This window comes from Streptococcus iniae, assembly GCF_030732225.1.
GTDB lineage: Bacteria > Bacillota > Bacilli > Lactobacillales > Streptococcaceae > Streptococcus > Streptococcus iniae.
On the sequence record NZ_CP132230.1, the window covers coordinates 130,456 to 149,117 of the forward strand.

The following is an 18,662-nucleotide window of genomic DNA, read 5'->3' on the forward strand; positions in this document are numbered from 1 at the left end:
CTGATACAGTCAGATTTAGCTGCTCTTTTTGTGCCTATTTTTGCTTTAAAGGATACTTTGTTATCTATATTTAAAGATTCTAAAAATTCACATTCTGGACAAATGAAAGTAGACCTATTTGTTAAAAAACAAATCTTAAAAAAGAAAAAGGAGCTAAAAACTTGGCAGGACATGAAGTTCGATACGGAAAACACCGTACACGTCGTAGCTTTTCAAGAATCAAAGAAGTTCTTGATTTACCAAACTTGATTGAAATTCAAACTGACTCATTCCAAGAGTTTCTAGATGCAGGTTTGAAGGAAGTTTTTGAAGACGTACTTCCAATTTCAAACTTTACAGATACTATGGAACTTGAGTTTGTTGGATATGAATTCAAAGAGCCAAAATACACTTTAGAGGAAGCTCGTGTTCACGATGCCTCTTATTCTGCACCTATTTTTGTAACCTTTAGATTGGTAAACAAGGAAACTGGTGAGATTAAAACACAAGAAGTATTCTTTGGTGATTTCCCAATTATGACTGAAATGGGAACCTTTATCATCAATGGTGGTGAACGTATTATCGTTTCACAGTTGGTGCGTTCTCCAGGTGTTTATTTCAATGATAAAGTGGATAAAAACGGAAAAGTTGGCTATGGATCAACTGTTATCCCTAACCGTGGTGCATGGTTAGAGTTAGAAACAGATGCAAAAGACATTGCTTACACTCGTATTGACCGTACTCGTAAAATTCCGTTTACAACACTTGTGCGTGCACTTGGATTTTCAGGTGATGACGAAATCGTTGATATCTTTGGTGAGAGTGAATTAGTTCGTAACACTATTGAGAAAGATATCCATAAAAATCCAAATGATTCACGTACAGACGAAGCCCTTAAAGAAATTTATGAACGCTTAAGACCAGGTGAACCTAAAACAGCTGATAGCTCACGTAGCTTATTGATTGCGCGCTTCTTCGACGCACGTCGTTATGACTTAGCAGCAGTTGGTCGCTATAAAGTGAACAAAAAACTTAACATTAAAACACGTTTGTTGAATCAAGTGATCGCAGAAAATCTTGTCGACGGTGAAACAGGTGAAATTCTTGTTGAAGCTGGAACAGAAATGACGCGTTCAGTCATTGAATCTATTGAAGAGCATCTTGATGGTGATTTGAACAAATTTGTATACACACCAAATGACTATGCCGTTGTGACAGAACCTGTTGTCCTACAAAAATTCAAAGTGGTTTCGCCACTTGATCCAGATAAAGTTGTTACCATTGTTGGTAACTGCCAACCTGATGACAAAGTTCGTGCACTTACACCAGCTGATATCCTTGCAGAAATGTCATATTTCTTGAACCTTGCAGAGGGTCTTGGAAAAGTTGATGACATTGACCACTTGGGTAACCGTCGTATTCGTGCAGTTGGTGAATTGCTTGCTAACCAATTCCGTATTGGTCTTGCTCGTATGGAACGTAATGTTCGCGAACGCATGTCTGTTCAAGACAATGATGTTTTAACACCACAACAAATCATCAATATTCGTCCTGTAACGGCAGCTGTTAAAGAATTCTTTGGTTCTTCTCAATTGTCACAGTTCATGGACCAACATAATCCTCTTTCTGAATTATCACACAAACGTCGTCTTTCAGCCTTAGGACCTGGTGGTTTGACGCGTGACCGTGCCGGCTATGAAGTTCGTGACGTGCATTACACTCACTATGGTCGTATGTGTCCGATTGAGACACCAGAGGGACCAAATATCGGTCTGATCAATAACTTATCTTCATTTGGACATTTGAATAAATATGGCTTTATTCAAACACCTTACCGCAAAGTTGACCGTGAAAGCGGCGTTGTTACAAGTGAAATTGTTTGGTTGACTGCTGATGAAGAAGATGAATTTACAGTTGCACAGGCTAATTCTAAATTAAATGAAGATGGCACTTTTGCTGAAGAAATCGTTATGGGACGTCATCAAGGTAATAACCAAGAGTTCCCAGCTAGTCAAGTTGACTTTGTAGACGTTTCTCCTAAGCAGGTAGTTGCCGTTGCGACAGCATGTATTCCTTTCTTGGAAAACGATGACTCCAACCGTGCCCTCATGGGTGCCAACATGCAACGTCAGGCTGTGCCATTGATTGATCCTAAAGCACCATTTGTTGGTACTGGTATGGAATATCAAGCAGCCCACGATTCTGGTGCTGCAGTGATTGCACAGCACGATGGTAAAGTTGTTTTCTCAGATGCTGAAAAAGTTGAAGTTCGTCGTGAAGATGGTTCACTTGATGTTTACCATGTAACAAAATTCCGTCGTTCAAACTCAGGGACAGCTTATAACCAACGCACACTTGTTAAAGTCGGCGACATTGTTGAAAAAGGTGACTTCATTGCTGATGGCCCATCTATGGAAAACGGTGAAATGGCCCTTGGTCAAAATCCAGTCGTTGCTTATATGACATGGGAAGGTTATAACTTCGAGGATGCTGTTATCATGAGTGAGCGCCTTGTGAAAGAAGATGTTTACACATCTGTTCACTTGGAGGAGTTCGAATCAGAAACACGCGATACAAAACTTGGTGCAGAAGAAATTACACGTGAAGTACCAAACGTTGGTGAAGAAGCCCTTAAAGACCTTGACGAGATGGGAATTATCCGTATCGGTGCTGAGGTTAAAGAAGGTGATATCCTTGTTGGTAAAGTCACACCTAAAGGTGAAAAAGACTTATCAGCAGAAGAACGTCTTTTACATGCTATCTTTGGCGATAAATCACGTGAAGTTCGTGACACTTCTCTTCGTGTGCCTCACGGTGGCGATGGTATTGTACGTGATGTGAAAATCTTTACGCGTGCTAATGGTGATGAATTGCAATCAGGCGTAAATATGCTTGTTCGTGTTTACATCGCTCAAAAACGTAAAATTAAAGTTGGAGATAAAATGGCCGGTCGTCACGGAAACAAGGGGGTTGTTTCACGTATTGTTCCAGTTGAAGACATGCCTTACTTGCCAGATGGTACGCCAGTTGATATCATGTTGAACCCTCTTGGGGTGCCTTCACGTATGAATATCGGACAAGTTATGGAACTCCACCTTGGTATGGCGGCTCGTAACCTCGGAATTCACATTGCAACGCCAGTCTTTGACGGGGCAAGTGCAGAAGACCTTTGGGATACGGTTGCTGAAGCTGGTATGGATTCAGATGCGAAGACTGTCCTTTACGATGGACGTACTGGTGAGCCATTTGACAACCGTGTCTCAGTTGGTGTCATGTACATGATTAAACTTCACCACATGGTTGATGATAAACTTCACGCCCGTTCTGTAGGACCTTACTCACTTGTTACACAACAACCTCTTGGTGGTAAAGCACAATTTGGTGGACAACGTTTTGGTGAGATGGAAGTTTGGGCCCTTGAAGCTTATGGTGCCTCAAATGTTCTTCAAGAAATCCTAACATACAAATCAGATGATGTTACTGGACGTTTGAAAGCATATGAAGCAATCACTAAAGGTAAACCAATTCCAAAACCAGGTGTTCCAGAATCATTCCGCGTTCTTGTTAAAGAATTACAATCACTTGGTCTTGACATGCGTGTTCTTGATGAAGATGACAATGAAGTTGAACTTCGTGACCTTGATGAAGGTGAAGATGATGACGTGATGCACGTTGATGATCTTGAAAAAGCCCGTGAAAAACAAGTTCAAGAAGCAGAAGAAGCTTTACAAACAAAAGAAGACTAAGAAGGTTTAATAACCTATTGAAAGCAATAAATTACTGACCTAGAGCATTATTGCTCTAGGAGGCAGTAATCTGATAAATCGAAGAAAGGTAAAACTAGTGGTTGACGTAAATCGTTTTAAAAGTATGCAAATCACATTAGCCTCACCAAGTAAAGTCCGTTCATGGTCTTATGGTGAAGTTAAAAAACCTGAAACAATCAACTACCGTACACTAAAACCAGAACGTGAAGGACTTTTTGATGAAGTTATCTTTGGTCCAACAAAAGATTGGGAGTGTGCCTGTGGGAAATACAAACGTATCCGTTATAAAGGGATTGTTTGTGACCGTTGTGGTGTTGAAGTAACCCGTGCCAAAGTTCGTCGTGAACGCATGGGACATATTGAGTTGAAAGCACCAGTTTCACATATCTGGTATTTCAAAGGAATTCCATCTCGTATGGGATTGACTCTTGATATGAGTCCTCGAGCTCTTGAAGAAGTTATCTATTTCGCAGCTTATGTTGTGATTGATCCAAAAGAAACACCTTTAGAGCCTAAATCATTATTAACAGAGCGTGAATACCGCGAAAAAATTCAAGAATATGGCTATGGTTCATTTGTCGCTAAGATGGGTGCAGAAGCTATTCAAGATCTCTTGAAACGTGTTGATTTACCAACAGAAATTGCTGAATTGAAAGAAGAACTGAAATCAGCAACTGGTCAAAAACGTATTAAAGCAGTTCGTCGTTTAGATGTTCTAGATGCCTTCAACAAATCAGGCAATAAACCTGAGTGGATGGTATTGAACATTCTTCCAGTTATTCCGCCGGATTTACGTCCGATGGTTCAATTGGATGGTGGACGTTTTGCAGCATCAGATTTGAATGACTTATACCGTCGTGTTATTAACCGTAATAACCGTTTAGCACGTCTTTTAGAGTTAAATGCTCCAGGAATCATCGTTCAAAATGAAAAACGTATGCTTCAAGAAGCGGTTGATGCTTTGATTGACAATGGTCGTCGTGGTCGTCCAATCACAGGTCCTGGTAGTCGTCCATTGAAATCTTTGAGCCATATGCTTAAAGGTAAACAAGGGCGTTTCCGTCAAAACTTGCTTGGTAAGCGTGTTGACTTCTCAGGGCGTTCAGTTATTGCTGTTGGTCCTACTTTGAAAATGTATCAATGTGGTGTGCCACGCGAAATGGCAATCGAGCTCTTCAAACCATTTGTAATGCGTGAAATTGTTGCCCGCGAATTTGCTGGAAACGTTAAAGCAGCAAAACGTATGGTTGAACGTGGCGACGAACGTATTTGGGATATCTTAGAAGAAGTTATCAAAGAGCACCCAGTACTTCTTAACCGCGCACCTACTCTTCACAGACTTGGTATTCAAGCATTTGAACCTGTTCTTATCGATGGTAAAGCCCTTCGTCTTCACCCGCTTGTATGTGAAGCCTACAATGCTGACTTCGATGGAGACCAAATGGCCATCCACGTCCCACTTTCTGAAGAAGCACAAGCTGAGGCTCGTTTGTTGATGCTTGCAGCAGAGCACATCCTTAACCCTAAAGATGGAAAACCAGTTGTTACACCATCTCAGGATATGGTTTTAGGGAATTACTACCTAACAATGGAAGATGCTGGTCGTGAAGGTGAAGGAATGATCTTCAAAGACAAAGATGAAGCTGTTATGGCTTACCAAAATGGCTATGCTCACTTACATAGTCGTGTTGGTATCGCAGTTGATTCGATGCCTAACAAACCTTGGAAAGATAGTCAAAGACACAAAATCATGGTAACTACTGTTGGTAAGATTTTGTTTAATGACATCATGCCAGAAGATCTTCCATATTTGCAAGAACCAAACAATGCTAACTTAACAGAAGGTACTCCAGATAAATACTTCCTTGAACCAGGTCAAGAAATCCAAGACGTTATTGACGGTTTGGAACTCAATGTCCCATTCAAGAAGAAAAATCTAGGAAATATCATCGCTGAAACTTTCAAACGTTTCCGCACAACAGAAACATCAGCTTTCCTTGACCGCTTGAAAGACTTAGGTTACTACCATTCAACACTTGCTGGTTTAACAGTTGGTATTGCTGATATTCCAGTTATTGATAATAAAGCTGAAATTCTTGAAGCTGCTCACCATCGTGTTGAAGAAATAAACAAAGCCTTCCGTCGTGGTTTGATGACTGAAGATGATCGTTATGTTGCTGTTACAACAACATGGCGTGAAGCAAAAGAAGCGCTTGAAAAACGTCTGATTGAAACACAAGATCCTAAAAACCCAATCGTTATGATGATGGACTCAGGTGCCCGTGGTAACATCTCAAACTTCTCACAGCTTGCCGGTATGCGTGGTTTGATGGCTGCTCCTAACGGACGTATCATGGAATTGCCTATCCTTTCAAACTTCCGTGAAGGTTTGACCGTTTTGGAAATGTTCTTCTCAACCCATGGTGCTCGTAAAGGGATGACCGATACAGCCCTTAAGACAGCCGACTCTGGTTACCTTACTCGTCGTTTGGTTGATGTTGCCCAAGATGTTATTATCCGTGAAGATGATTGTGGAACTGACCGAGGTCTTCTCATTAAAGCTATCACAGATGGCAAAGAAGTTACAGAAACACTTGAAGAACGCCTTCAAGGGCGTTATACTCGTAAATCAGTGAAGCATCCTGAAACTGGTGAAGTTCTTATCGGAGCTGATCAATTGATTTCAGAAGATATGGCCCGTAAAATTGTTGATGCAGGCGTTGAAGAAGTAACAATTCGTTCAGTCTTCACATGTGCTACAAAACACGGTGTATGTCGTCACTGTTATGGTATCAACCTTGCAACAGGTGATGCTGTTGAAGTTGGTGAAGCAGTTGGTACAATTGCCGCTCAATCAATCGGTGAGCCTGGTACACAGCTTACAATGCGTACCTTCCATACCGGTGGTGTTGCGTCAAATACCGATATCACTCAAGGTCTTCCTCGTATCCAAGAAATCTTTGAAGCACGTAACCCTAAAGGGGAAGCTGTTATCACTGAGGTTAAAGGTACCGTTGTTGACGTTGAAGAAGATGCTTCAACACGTACTAAGAAAGTATTTGTTGAAGGTAAAACTGGTAAAGGTGAATACATCGTTCCATTTACAGCTCGTATGAAAGTTGAAATTGGCGACGAAGTTAACCGTGGTGAGTCTCTAACTGAAGGGTCAATCCAACCAAAACGTCTTCTTGAAGTCCGTGATACATTGTCAGTTGAGACATACTTACTTGCTGAGGTACAAAAAGTTTACCGTAGCCAAGGGGTAGAAATCGGGGACAAACACGTTGAAGTTATGGTTCGTCAAATGCTCCGTAAAGTTCGCGTTATGGATCCAGGTGATACAGAGCTTCTTCCAGGAACACTTATGGACATTGCAGACTTTACTGATGCCAACAAAGATATTGTTATCTCAGGTGGTAACCCTGCAACATCACGTCCTGTTCTTATGGGGATTACAAAAGCCTCACTTGAAACCAATTCATTCTTGTCAGCTGCATCCTTCCAGGAAACAACTCGTGTCCTTACAGATGCTGCTATCCGTGGTAAGAAAGATCACCTACTTGGTCTTAAAGAAAATGTTATCATCGGTAAAATCATCCCAGCTGGTACTGGTATGGCACGCTACCGTAACATTGAACCACAAGCAATTAATGAAGTTGAAATTATTGAAGAACCAACTGTTGAAGAAACAGTCGTTTCAGAAAATTAATCACAATAAAGCAAACACTTTCAAAGGTGTTTGCTTTTTTTGTTTGCCGACCTCATGAGCAGAATTTTTCCAAAAAGACCTTTAATCAGCTATAATAGGCTAAAGAAGAGGTAAAAAAATGTATCAAGTAATTAAAATGTTCGGAGATTGGGAGCCCTGGTGGTTTATTGAAGGTTGGCAAGACGATATTATTTTAGAAAAAACGTTTGAAAACTGGGAAGAAGCTCTCGCTTATTATCAAAAAGAGTGGTTAATGATGAAGAGTCACTTTGAGAATTTTCATAGTCAAAAAAATTTATTAGCCACCTTTTGGAAAACTGGGGAAACAAGATGGTGTGAGGAATGTGTTGATAATCTCCAACAATTCCATTCAATCTTATTATTAAAAGATTATGACATCGTTTCTCCAGAAGACAATGTTGAATCTTTTGAACAAGCTAACAATTCTCCTACACCACCATACCTCTGCAAGTTAAATCTATAAAAGACTAAGTTTATCTAAAACTTGGTCTTTTTTTTCGAATAATGATATAAGGAGGTCTTAATGATTCAAAGCTTAGGAAAAGAAGTGATTAAAATGGCAGATGACTTGAAGGCTCAGGACATATATATTATTCCAGAGGGCGATGATTACAAGATTCATATGCGTATTGATGGAGAAAGAAGACGCATTGAATCTTTTGATGGCGCACAGATGCCTCAACTCATCAGTCACTTTAAATATCTATCGGGAATGAATGTTGGCGAAAAACGTCGATGCCAACTTGGCGCCTGTGATTACCAATATGGTGCTAAAAATGACATATCGCTTCGACTATCAACAGTTGGAGATTATCGTGGGAAGGAAAGTTTAGTAATCAGGCTTTTACACCACCAAAACAGGTCCTTATCTTTTTGGTTTGATAGGGAAAAGGAATTGGCCGAGCAAGTCACCAGACGAGGACTTTATTTATTTTCAGGCCCCGTTGGTTCCGGTAAAACGAGTTTAATGTATCAACTTCTAGCAAAGGATTCTAAACAAAAGCAAATCATCACTATTGAAGATCCCGTTGAGATTAAGGACACAAGAATGCTACAGTTGCAAGTAAATGACAGTATTGGAACGACATATGATAATTTAATTAAATTATCTTTGCGTCATCGTCCAGATGTTCTCATTATTGGTGAAATTAGAGACACTGAGACAGCTAGAGCAGCCATTAGAGCAAGTTTAACTGGTAGTGTCGTCTTTTCCACCATACATGCTAAAAGCATCAAGGGTGTCTATGAGAGATTAATTGAATTAGGAATCTCTAGAGAAGAAGTGACACAAACACTTCAACTTGTTGTTTATCAACGGCTACTTGGTGGTCGAGGCTTAATTGACTTTACACGAAAGGGGTTTGAAAACTATCAACAAGAGCAGTGGAATAAAGACTTGGATCAACTTTTTGCGGATGGATATCTCACTGAGCAAGAAATCCAAACAGAGAAAATTATCAGCTAAAAAGCAGTATCAATTAATGCAACTCTTTCATAATTTATTTGCAAGTGGTTTTAGCTTATCTGAAATAGTGGCATTTTTAGAAAAAAGTCACTTATTGGAAGCAAAATACCTTGATAGAATAAAAGAAAACCTCATCAGTGGACGAAGTTTAGCAGAAATGACTAGAAGTTTAGGTTATCCTGACAGTATTGTAACGCAAATTAGTTTTGCAGATATTCATGGCAATACCAAGGAAAGCTTGTTTAAAATTATGCATTACCTTGATAAAGTGGCACAAGTCAGGAAAAAAACATTAGAAGTCCTAACTTATCCTCTTATTTTGCTTAGTTTTTTAATAGCCATCATGTTTGGCTTACGCCATTATCTGCTTCCTCAAATAGAGGAGTCTAATGGGCTTACTCAATTTTTGACTTACTTCCCTTTAGTTTTTTTGATTTTCTTAATATTGGGATTGCTACTCACATTTTACTTGAGCATTAGGTGGCGAAAACACTCACAATTAAAACAAGTCAAGCAGTTTAGTCGGATACCTTTTTTAAAAGACTATATTAGCCTATATATAACTGCCTATTTTGCGCGTGAATGGGGAAGTTTAATGGGACAAGGCCTTGAGTTGAGTTCAATACTAACCGTTATGGCAAAAGAACAATCTCCTCTGGTAAAAGAAATCGGCCAAGATATGCAGGCCTATTTTTTAGAGGGTGGTGCTTTGCATGACAAAGTGTTACAATACCCATTTTTTCAAAAGGAATTAAGCTTAATGATTGAATATGGAGATATCAAGGCTAAATTAGGTCAAGAATTAGAAATTTATGCTCAACTAACATGGGAAAGATTCTTTAGCCGCTTATTTCAAGCGACACAATGGATTCAACCTATTATATTCTTATTTGTTGCACTTATTATTGTGTGCATTTACGCGGCAATGCTTTTGCCCATGTATCATTCAATTGGAGGTTCTATATAAATGAAAACAAAATGTAAACAACTAAAAGAAAGCCGTACTAAAGCTTTCACACTTCTAGAAATGTTGATTGTTTTGCTAATTATTAGTGTTCTTATGCTACTGTTTATTCCGAATTTAAGTAAGCAAAAAGATAAGGTTACAGATGCTGGTAATGCTGCAGTGGTTAAAATTGTTGAAAATCAGGCGGAACTATATGAATTAACGGAAGGTGGGAAAGCAAGCCTCGCTCAACTCCAATCAAAAGGTCATATTACAGACAAACAAGCGAAGGCTTATCAGGATTATTATGCCAAAAACAGTGACAAGCATAGACAAGTTAACAACTAGAGCCTTCACGCTAATTGAAGCTTTAATATGTCTATTAATCATAACATCGTCAATCCTCTTACTGTCTCTCCCGATTAGGGGAATTTATAGTAAAGTTGAAGAACAACTCTTTTTCCTTTCCTTTGAGAATTGTTATAGGCATAGCCGAAAAGTAAGTTTACTGAGGCAAAAGGAGCATTATTTTCAAGTTTCAGAAAAGAAAATCAGATTTGAGGAGCAAGAATTAACGATTCCTAACAGTGTTAAGGCATTAGGGAGTCATAAGATAAGATTAAACAAGTTAGGCGGCAATCATTCATTAGCCAAAATAACATTTAAAACAGGGGCACAAGAGATTACTTATCAGCTAAATTTAGGGAGTGGAACATATCGAAAAACGAGTCGTTAGAGCTTATTTGTTACTTGAGGGAGTTATAGCCTTAGCTATTATGGTTATAATTGTCAGTCTTATCTTAACAGGAATAAGACTAAATCAACAATTTTTAGCCAAATCTAGGCATCAAGAAGAGCTTATTGTGACTGCTCTAATGGCAGTGCAGACCAATCGAAGACATTTGAAAATAAATGGATGTGAGGTGGACGTTGTTAGAAGTGAAAAAGGGATTGAAGTTAGTGAAAAGCATCAAAAAGTCTTTAGCCTTAAGAAAAATTAGCCTCAAGGCATTTACGCTTTTAGAGTGTATGTTGGCCTTAGTGATATTGTCAGGTGCCATCTTAGTTTATCAAGGAATGACAAAATCTTTATTTTTTAACATGTCTTATTTGGTTGAAAATGATCAGGACAAGTGGTTGTTGTTTTCACAACAGTTGAGAGCTGAGTTAACAGGAGCTCGGTTTGAGAAGGTCGAAAATAATAAACTTTACGTAGCAAAAGAAGGAAAGCAGATAGCTTTTGGACTTTCAAAACAAGGAGATTTTCGAAAAACAGCAGCAAATGGTCATGGTTATCATCCCATGCTTCTGGATCTTAAAGATGCTAAGATTAGTCATCATAATAAGGAGATTACAGTAAGTATCACTTGGAAAAGTGGGCTAGAAAGAGTCTTTCTTTATGCTTTTTAAAAATCGTGTTAAAGCGGGCATCCTCTTATATGCCCTTCTAATGTCTTCCTTATTTCTTCTCCTTGTGCAAGTTTATTTGGAGCAAGTAAATGCCTTTAAAAGGGAATATATCTTACAAATCGACCATTCAAGGGCCTACATGATGGCTGAGTATATACGACAGTCTTCTTTGGATGGCAGTGGTCAAGTCATTTTTGACAGTGGAACTGTTCACTACCAAACAGTAAAGAATAATCAAAAGTTGACAGTTAAACTGACAAGTGGAGCTAGTTATCAATTAACTTTCCCGATAGAAGAACAAGGCAATAAAACTCAGTTGAATCAAGGAGATCTAAAGCCATAGACTCAAGGAATTAAATGCTGTCTTCCTTTCTATTTTCAAGCATTTTTGATATGATAGAACTATGAATTTTGAAAATATTGAGAAAGCTTTTGAGCTTATTTTAGAAAATAGTCAACTTATTGAAAATGAGTTGAAAACGCACATTTATGATGCCCTTATTGAGCAGAATTCTTTTTATTTGGGAGCTGAAGGTGCTAGTGAGCAGGTCGCTAAAAACAATGAAGTTTTAAGGTCACTCAATTTAAGTAAAGAAGAGTGGCGTCGCGCTTTTCAGTTTATTTTTATCAAGGTTGGTCAAACAGAAAAACTGCAGGCGAATCACCAATTTACACCAGATAGTCTAGGTTTCCTTATTTTATTTTTAATTGAAACCTTGACACAAGAAGACTCTCTTGACATTTTAGAGATTGGCAGTGGGACAGGTAATCTAGCACAAACACTTTTGAATAATAGTGGTAAACAATTAGATTACTTAGGTATTGAAGTGGACGATTTACTCATTGATTTATCAGCTAGTATAGCTGAGATAATGAATTCGACAGCACGTTTTGTTCAAGAAGATGCCGTTAGACCACAAATTTTGAAAGAAAGTCATATTATTATCAGTGATTTACCAGTAGGTTATTATCCTAATGATGAGATTGCTAGTCGTTATCAGGTTGCAAGTCCAGATGGTCATACCTATGCCCATCACTTATTGATGGAACAGGCTTTGAAATATTTAAAACAAGATGGCTTTGCAATTTTCTTAGCACCAGCCAGTCTTTTGCAAAGTCAACAAAGCCATCTCCTTAAAGAGTGGTTAAAAGGTTATGCTCAGTTATCTGCAGTGATTACCTTGCCAGAAACATTCTTTGGAGATCCATCCGTGGCTAAATCACTGATTGTTCTGCAAAAGCAGAGTGACAAAAAAGGAGAAACCTTTGTTTATCCATTGACTGATTTACAGTCTGCAGATAAGGTTCGTCTCTTCATGGAGAACTTCAAAAAATGGAAAGCTGATAATGTCTTTTCATGATATTTTTTGATATAATAGGATAGCATTACAGTAAACGATTACAAGAGAGGTAAAAAATGTCTAAAACAATTGCAATTAATGCAGGTAGTTCAAGTCTTAAATGGCAACTTTATCAAATGCCAGAAGAAACAGTTCTTGCGCAAGGAGTTATCGAGCGTATTGGATTGAAAGATTCTATTTCAACAGTTAAATTTGACGGGAAAAAAGAAGAGCAAATCACTGATATTCCTGACCATACAACTGCTGTTAAAATCTTATTGAATGATTTACTCCATTTCAATATTATGTCATCTTACGATGAAATTACAGGAGTTGGACACCGTATTGTTGCTGGTGGTGAGTACTTTAAAGAATCAGTTGTTGTTGATGAAGATGTGGTGACAAAAGTTGAAGAATTATCAGCCTTAGCACCTTTGCATAATCCTGGCGCAGTAGCTGGAATTCGTGCTTTCCGTGAATTATTACCTGATATTACAAGTGTTTGTGTCTTTGACACATCTTTCCATACAACAATGGCAAAACACACTTACCTTTATCCTATTCCACAAAAATATTACACAGAAAACAAAGTTCGTAAATATGGTGCTCATGGAACAAGTCATAAATATGTAGCTGAAGAAGCTGCGAAGATGCTTGGTCGTCCACTAGAAGAATTAAAATTGATCACAGCTCATATTGGTAATGGCGTATCAATCACAGCTAATTACCATGGAAAATCAATTGATACCTCAATGGGATTCACACCACTTGCTGGTCCAATGATGGGAACACGTTCTGGGGATATTGACCCAGCTATTATTCCTTACTTGATTGCACAAGTACCAGAATTTAAAGATGCGGCAGATGTTGTAAACATGCTGAATAAAGAATCAGGTTTGGGTGGAGTATCAGGAATTTCAAGTGATATGCGTGATATTGAAGCAGGTCTTGAACAAAACAACCCAGATGCTGTTTTAGCATACAACATTTTTGTTGACCGCATTAAGAAATTTGTCGGCCAGTACTTTGCTGTTTTAAATGGAGCAGACGCTTTGGTATTTACAGCAGGTATGGGTGAAAATGGACCTTTGATGCGTCAGGACGTTGTTAATGGCTTGTCATGGTTTGGTATGGAAGTTGACCCTGAGAAAAATGTTTTTGGCTTCCGTGGGGACATCTCAACACCAGAATCAAAAGTTAAAGTCTTGGTTATTTCAACTGATGAAGAACTATGTATCGCGCGTGATGTTGAACGTTTGAAAAACACAAAATAAGACAATACATCAATGCTTAAAAAGGAGAAACAAAAAGTTTCTCTTTTTTTGTTGACAATAAATGTAAAGTGAGCTATACTTTTTTGTGTAAAAAGAACTTTACTAAGAGAGTGGGTGTTTTTTTGGAAAACTGTATTCAAGACTTGCGAAAAGCTCGCAAATTAAGTCAAGCTGAGTTGGCTGATCATATGGGGGTTACCAGACAGACCATTATTTCTTTAGAGAAAGGCCGTTACAATGCATCATTGGAATTAGCTTTTAATTTAGCGACTTATTTTGATTGTTTAATTGAAGATATTTTTCTTTATCGAAAAGATAAGAACTAGGGGTGAGTAAACATGTTAGATTATATTATTACTTTATTGCAGGACAAGCCAAGTTTACAATCATTTAAGAAACGTATCATGTTGTGGAGTTATTTTTCTATTTTTATGGGAATCCTTACAATGATTGTGTTGCTCCGATCAAACTATGAAAGTTACACTAAAGGATTTTTAATAGGAATTGCTATTTCAAGTGTTCCACTTGGCATCTATGGCATTATCATCGCCAATAATTCTGAAAAGTTAAAAACATTGTATATTAAGAATGTAGATGAACGTAATCAAGAAATTTCTAAAATTTCAGCAGTAGTAACAGTGATATTAACGATTTTCATGCTTATTATCTGTATCTGTTTAAATGCTTTTTTAAACATTCAATTTGACTATAGATTATTTCTTGTCTTTTTACTATATTTTGTTATTATTGTTTACGTTGCTGGTCAAAGGCTCGTTAGTCGGTACCTTTAGGAGGATATGATGAAAGAAAAAATAATGCATAAAGTGAAATGGTTTGTTTTAGCCCTTGTGGTTATTGTTGTTGAACAACTTCCAATCTTGCTCGTCAAAAAAGGAAAAGAACCTTGGCAAGTGGCTCTTATTTGTTTTCTTTTTCTGGCTATTACATTAGCAACCTTAATCTTAGCAAAAAAAGCAAAGTTATTGAGTTCAGATGCCTTTTCAAAAGGGGATCAGGTTGTTCTTTGGGTTGGACTTGGCTTTGCAGCAATGATTATCGTTAAGATTTTAGGTTCTATTATCTTGACAATTGAAAAAGGGGGTCACGCCAATACTGCCAACCAAGCTGCCTTGGAACAAGCAAATTTACCGGCAATTCTTCTTGTTATACTCGCAGCAGTTGTGGCGCCAGTTGTTGAAGAAGTTGTCTTTCGCGGGCTTATTTTAGGAAAAGTCTTTGGGGATGGGTCTTACCTTGGACTTATCGTCAGCAGCTTTCTTTTTGGTGGCCTTCATAGTCCAAGTGATATTGGAAGTTGGGTTATCTATGGCGGCATGGGACTGGTCTTAGGTTTTGTTTATATGAAAACTAAAAAGCTAGAGTATAGCATCTTGATTCATTTTGTCAACAATGGCTTAGGTGTTCTCTTCATGCTACTTATGCCTTATCTTAAGTAATCAAAAAAACCTTATAGTTGAACAAGTGTTCAATTATAAGGTTTTTGCTTTTGCGATGGTTTTGTCTATAGCAGAGCTGACAGCATGTGTTAGTCCTTGTTTTTCAAGTTCCATAAGGCCAGCAATAGTTGTGCCTCCAGGACTACAGATTTTATCAATTAAATCATTTGGTTTTTCAGAACCAAGTAGTAGTTGCTGGGCACTAGCTGCTACTGTTTGACTGACAATTTCAAGAGCCATCTCTTTTGGCATGCCATTTTTAAGACCAGCCTTAGTCATGGCTTCGATAAAGAGGTAGATGTAAGCTGGACTTGAGCCTGCCAAGGCTGTGAATGTATCAAAGTCTTTCTCAGCAATAGAAAAGCAACTGCCAAAAGAATCAACCATTTCTTTAGCAGAAACAAAGAGTGCAGGATCGACCAGTTCGTTGTAACTGATAGCTGTCGTGCTTTGCAGAATTTGCGCATTCATGTTTGGCATGATACGAAATAGTGGCAAATGATCGCCAACAATCTGACTGATTCGCTCTAAGTTTAAGCCCGCTGCCATGGACATGACAGGTTGCTTAAATGTTAGTGGCTTAAGTATTGTTTCGAACACCTGTGGTTTAATGCCCAGAATAATAAAATCTGTTTGATCAATCAACTCTTGATGAGAGTTAGCATAGGCCACTTGTAAGTTATCAGCAATCTCTTTGGAACGGCTTAAGCTTGAACCTGAGATGATAATGTCGTGGTCGGTTTGTTTGAGGCCATTAATAATTGCGCTAGCCATTTTACCAACACCAATGAAACCAACTTTCATAATGTTACTCCTAGTGTTTTGTTTTAGTAATGATTGATAAGGTCTACTGTTGAACGATCTAGTTTTTTGACAATGGCTTGAAGGAAAGCTTGTGCTTCTAAGAAATCATCCATTGCATATAAGGTTTGATGTGAGTGAATATAGCGGGCACAAACACCAATAGTTGTTGAAGGAACGCCTTGATTTTTCAAGTGAGCTGCACCAGCATCTGTACCACCTTTGCCACAATAGAATTGGTAGTTGACACCAGCTTCCTCGGCAGTTGTTAGCAGGAAATCACGCATGTCTTTTAGCAGGACATGCCCTGGGTCGTAGAAACGTATGAGAGTGCCGTCGCCAATTTTCCCTTGGTCACCATAGATGTCACCGGCAGGTGAGCAGTCAACAGCAAAGAAGAGCTCGGGATCAAACTTGGTTGTTGAGACATGTGCGCCTCGGAGTCCAACTTCCTCTTGCACATTTGCGCCAGCAATTAACCTATTGTTAAGGTCTTGTCCTTTGAGGTTTTCAAGAAGTTCTGTCACCATGAGTACACCGTAACGGTTGTCCCAAGCTTTTGAGATGATGTTTTCTTGGTTGGCTGTTAGGATTGTTTCGGATTGCGGGACGATAATATCGCCAGGAGCGACACCATAAGCTTGTGCTTGTGCTTTGTCTTTAAAACCTGCGTCAAAGATGATATTTGAAATACTTGGCAGGTTAGATGAGCCATTTGCGCCACGTAGGAAGTGAGGAGGAACAGATCCGGAAATCACAGGGATAGCCTTGCCTTCTCGGGTGTAGAGGGTGAAGCGTTGTGAGCTAACCACTAGCGGGTTCCAGCCACCAATCTCAACAACTGAGAATGTGCCATTGTCTTTGATGTGACTAATCATAAAGCCGACTTCATCCATATGAGCAGCAACTAGAATATTTGGGGCATCAGGTGCTTGACTTTCTTTGATGCCAAAGATACCACCAAGTCCGTCGGTTTCCACCTTATCCACTAAGGGGGTCATTTTAAGGCGCAAGTAGTCCCGTACACTGTGTTCATAGCCAGCAATGCTATCTAACTCGGTGATTTCTTTAATCTTTGAAAATAGATTAGTCATTCTTCATCTCCTCTTGTTTGATCGTTTTCGAAATGGTATCAATTTTACCTTTCTATTCTATCATTTTTGGAGTATTTTAGCTATGATGGACCAAAGCCTCCTCTAGCTTTTTTGCCCTCTTTTATGATAAAATGGACTGTATGAAGACTAGAAAAAGAAAACAACTTTCACACCTACTTGGAGCCTCAGCACTGGCTGTCACAGCTCTCTTATTGAAAGAAAAGTATGATGACAAGAAAAAAGAAAGATGCATCAGAGATTTGCGCCACTTCTTTTCCGAAATGGGAACCATTGATGTGCTTTATTTTGATCATTCAGGAGCTGCTTCTTCTCATCATCAGGGCGGTCTTGTCCTGTCTGATGGCAGATGCTTTAGTTTTACCTATGACAAGGGAGAAATTGTTTATCAGGAGGATATGTTATGATTATTCCAAAGAACTATGATGAATTGGCTCAATTGATTGAGACAAATGCTAAAGTGGTACTCTTTTTTACGGCAGATTGGTGCCCAGATTGTCGCTTTATCTATCCGGTCATGCCGGAGATTGAAGCTGAAAATGACAGTATGACCTTTGTCCAGGTAAACCGTGATGACTTCATGGCTGTCGCTCAAGAATGGAATATTTTTGGAATTCCAAGTTTTGTGGTCATTGAAAATGGGCAAGAACGTGGGCGTTTGGTTAATAAACTGCGCAAAACTAAGGCTGAAATTAATCAGTTTTTAGCTAATTACAAGTAAAGGAAAGAAACAAAAAATGATTTTTGCTTATAATAAAGAACAAGTTGGAGATGTCTTGATGGTGATCCTTCAAGAGACAAAAGATGTCAAACGTCATGTTGAGCGTCGTGGTAAAGTGGCGCGTGTGGTGTCAGAAGAAAATGGCGATACGCTTGCTTGGAACATATTTGAGGCATCAACCTTACTTGATATTACTGAAAATGGACAAGTCTTCCTTACCCAGTCAGATATTGATTGTTTAAATCAAGAGTTGCAAAAAGAAGGCTTTGATGCCACTTTAGAAGCCAGTGAAACACCTGTTTTTTGTGTTGGTCAAATTCTTGAAATGGTTGCTCATCCAGACAGTGACCATCTTAATATTTGCCAAGTACAGATTGCAGATCATAAACAGGTTCAAATCGTGGCAGGTGCGCCAAATGCAACAGTGGGTCTTAAAACAATCGTTGCCCTCCCAGGTGCTATGATGCCAAGCGGTAGCTTGATTTTCCCTGGAAAATTAAGAGGGGAAGATTCTTTTGGGATGATGTGTTCTCCACGCGAATTAGATTTGCCAAATGCTCCACAAAAACGTGGCATTATTGAATTAGATGCATCAGCAGTTGTTGGGGAATCTTTTGATCCAGAAAAACACTGGAAAGCTTAAGAAAAACTGCCTTAGTT

General features: G+C 38.8%; 20 protein-coding genes. 18 read left to right on the top strand and 2 right to left on the bottom strand.

The annotated features are described in order from the left end of the window. Positions 1 to 161 precede the first annotated feature (161 nt). The 15 genes from rpoB (at position 162) to Q9317_RS00880 (ending at position 15,368) form a co-directional block, all read left to right on the top strand. The gene (gene rpoB, locus Q9317_RS00810) at positions 162 to 3,725 is read left to right on the top strand and encodes a DNA-directed RNA polymerase subunit beta (RefSeq protein WP_003098795.1); all 3,564 of its coding nucleotides are present in this window, start codon (positions 162 to 164) and stop codon (positions 3,723 to 3,725) included. Positions 3,726 to 3,822: 97 nt separating this feature from the next. Beyond that, positions 3,823 to 7,455 carry a DNA-directed RNA polymerase subunit beta' gene (gene rpoC, locus Q9317_RS00815; protein WP_003098797.1) on the top strand — a complete coding sequence of 1,211 codons (3,633 nt, stop codon included), beginning with the start codon at positions 3,823 to 3,825 and terminating at the stop codon, positions 7,453 to 7,455. 118 nt (positions 7,456 to 7,573) lie between these two features. Then, entirely contained in the window at positions 7,574 to 7,939 is a 366-nt protein-coding gene (locus tag Q9317_RS00820) for a DUF1033 family protein (protein WP_003098799.1), read from the top strand. A gap of 60 nt (positions 7,940 to 7,999) precedes the next feature. Beyond that, positions 8,000 to 8,941 carry a competence type IV pilus ATPase ComGA gene (comGA, locus tag Q9317_RS00825; RefSeq protein WP_003098801.1) on the top strand — a complete coding sequence of 314 codons (942 nt, stop codon included), beginning with the start codon at positions 8,000 to 8,002 and terminating at the stop codon, positions 8,939 to 8,941. Further along, entirely contained in the window at positions 8,892 to 9,908 is a 1,017-nt protein-coding gene (comGB, locus tag Q9317_RS00830; RefSeq protein ID WP_003098804.1) for a competence type IV pilus assembly protein ComGB, read from the top strand. Before comGA ends, comGB begins: the two co-directional genes overlap by 50 nt. After that, complete coding sequence (gene comGC, locus Q9317_RS00835) at positions 9,909 to 10,235, top strand: competence type IV pilus major pilin ComGC (RefSeq protein ID WP_003098806.1); 327 nt, start codon at positions 9,909 to 9,911, stop codon at positions 10,233 to 10,235. Continuing rightward, a complete protein-coding gene (gene comGD / locus Q9317_RS00840) occupies positions 10,195 to 10,623 on the top strand; it encodes a competence type IV pilus minor pilin ComGD (RefSeq protein ID WP_003098807.1) in 429 nt (142 codons plus the stop codon). Before comGC ends, comGD begins: the two co-directional genes overlap by 41 nt. Next, positions 10,595 to 10,888: a competence type IV pilus minor pilin ComGE gene (gene comGE / locus Q9317_RS00845; protein WP_031239176.1), complete on the top strand. Its 294-nt coding sequence runs from the start codon at positions 10,595 to 10,597 to the stop codon at positions 10,886 to 10,888. Before comGD ends, comGE begins: the two co-directional genes overlap by 29 nt. Further along, entirely contained in the window at positions 10,848 to 11,297 is a 450-nt protein-coding gene (gene comGF / locus Q9317_RS00850) for a competence type IV pilus minor pilin ComGF (protein WP_119773875.1), read from the top strand. Before comGE ends, comGF begins: the two co-directional genes overlap by 41 nt. Next, complete coding sequence (comGG, locus tag Q9317_RS00855; RefSeq protein WP_003098812.1) at positions 11,287 to 11,640, top strand: competence type IV pilus minor pilin ComGG; 354 nt, start codon at positions 11,287 to 11,289, stop codon at positions 11,638 to 11,640. Before comGF ends, comGG begins: the two co-directional genes overlap by 11 nt. Before the next feature lie 61 nt (positions 11,641 to 11,701). Beyond that, complete coding sequence (locus Q9317_RS00860) at positions 11,702 to 12,658, top strand: class I SAM-dependent methyltransferase (protein ID WP_003098815.1); 957 nt, start codon at positions 11,702 to 11,704, stop codon at positions 12,656 to 12,658. A 56-nt stretch (positions 12,659 to 12,714) separates the two neighbouring features. Next, positions 12,715 to 13,911, top strand: a complete 1,197-nt coding sequence (locus Q9317_RS00865) for an acetate kinase (protein WP_003098816.1) — start codon at positions 12,715 to 12,717, stop codon at positions 13,909 to 13,911. A 122-nt stretch (positions 13,912 to 14,033) separates the two neighbouring features. Then, complete coding sequence (locus Q9317_RS00870; RefSeq protein ID WP_003098819.1) at positions 14,034 to 14,237, top strand: helix-turn-helix transcriptional regulator; 204 nt, start codon at positions 14,034 to 14,036, stop codon at positions 14,235 to 14,237. A 12-nt stretch (positions 14,238 to 14,249) separates the two neighbouring features. Continuing rightward, positions 14,250 to 14,702: a hypothetical protein gene (locus Q9317_RS00875; protein WP_003098820.1), complete on the top strand. Its 453-nt coding sequence runs from the start codon at positions 14,250 to 14,252 to the stop codon at positions 14,700 to 14,702. A gap of 9 nt (positions 14,703 to 14,711) precedes the next feature. Next, the gene (locus tag Q9317_RS00880) at positions 14,712 to 15,368 is read left to right on the top strand and encodes a CPBP family intramembrane glutamic endopeptidase (protein WP_003098822.1); all 657 of its coding nucleotides are present in this window, start codon (positions 14,712 to 14,714) and stop codon (positions 15,366 to 15,368) included. A 33-nt stretch (positions 15,369 to 15,401) separates the two neighbouring features. On the opposite strand, the gene proC is transcribed toward Q9317_RS00880, so the two are convergent. Together proC and pepA are read right to left on the bottom strand one after the other, a co-directional pair. Then, positions 15,402 to 16,172, bottom strand: a complete 771-nt coding sequence (gene proC / locus Q9317_RS00885; protein WP_003098824.1) for a pyrroline-5-carboxylate reductase — start codon at positions 16,170 to 16,172, stop codon at positions 15,402 to 15,404. Positions 16,173 to 16,195: 23 nt separating this feature from the next. Continuing rightward, positions 16,196 to 17,263, bottom strand: a complete 1,068-nt coding sequence (gene pepA / locus Q9317_RS00890; RefSeq protein ID WP_003098826.1) for a glutamyl aminopeptidase — start codon at positions 17,261 to 17,263, stop codon at positions 16,196 to 16,198. Between the two features lie 140 nt (positions 17,264 to 17,403). On the opposite strand from pepA, the gene Q9317_RS00895 reads away from it, so the two are divergent. From Q9317_RS00895 to ytpR, 3 genes are read left to right on the top strand one after another with little or no spacing between them, the layout of a single operon-like run. Then, the gene (locus tag Q9317_RS00895) at positions 17,404 to 17,688 is read left to right on the top strand and encodes a DUF4651 domain-containing protein (RefSeq protein WP_003098828.1); all 285 of its coding nucleotides are present in this window, start codon (positions 17,404 to 17,406) and stop codon (positions 17,686 to 17,688) included. Then, on the top strand, positions 17,685 to 18,002 hold the full coding sequence (locus tag Q9317_RS00900) for a thioredoxin family protein (RefSeq protein WP_003098830.1): 318 nt from the start codon (positions 17,685 to 17,687) through the stop codon (positions 18,000 to 18,002). Before Q9317_RS00895 ends, Q9317_RS00900 begins: the two co-directional genes overlap by 4 nt. A gap of 16 nt (positions 18,003 to 18,018) precedes the next feature. Continuing rightward, positions 18,019 to 18,645 carry a YtpR family tRNA-binding protein gene (gene ytpR, locus Q9317_RS00905; RefSeq protein WP_003098832.1) on the top strand — a complete coding sequence of 209 codons (627 nt, stop codon included), beginning with the start codon at positions 18,019 to 18,021 and terminating at the stop codon, positions 18,643 to 18,645. Positions 18,646 to 18,662 lie beyond the last annotated feature (17 nt).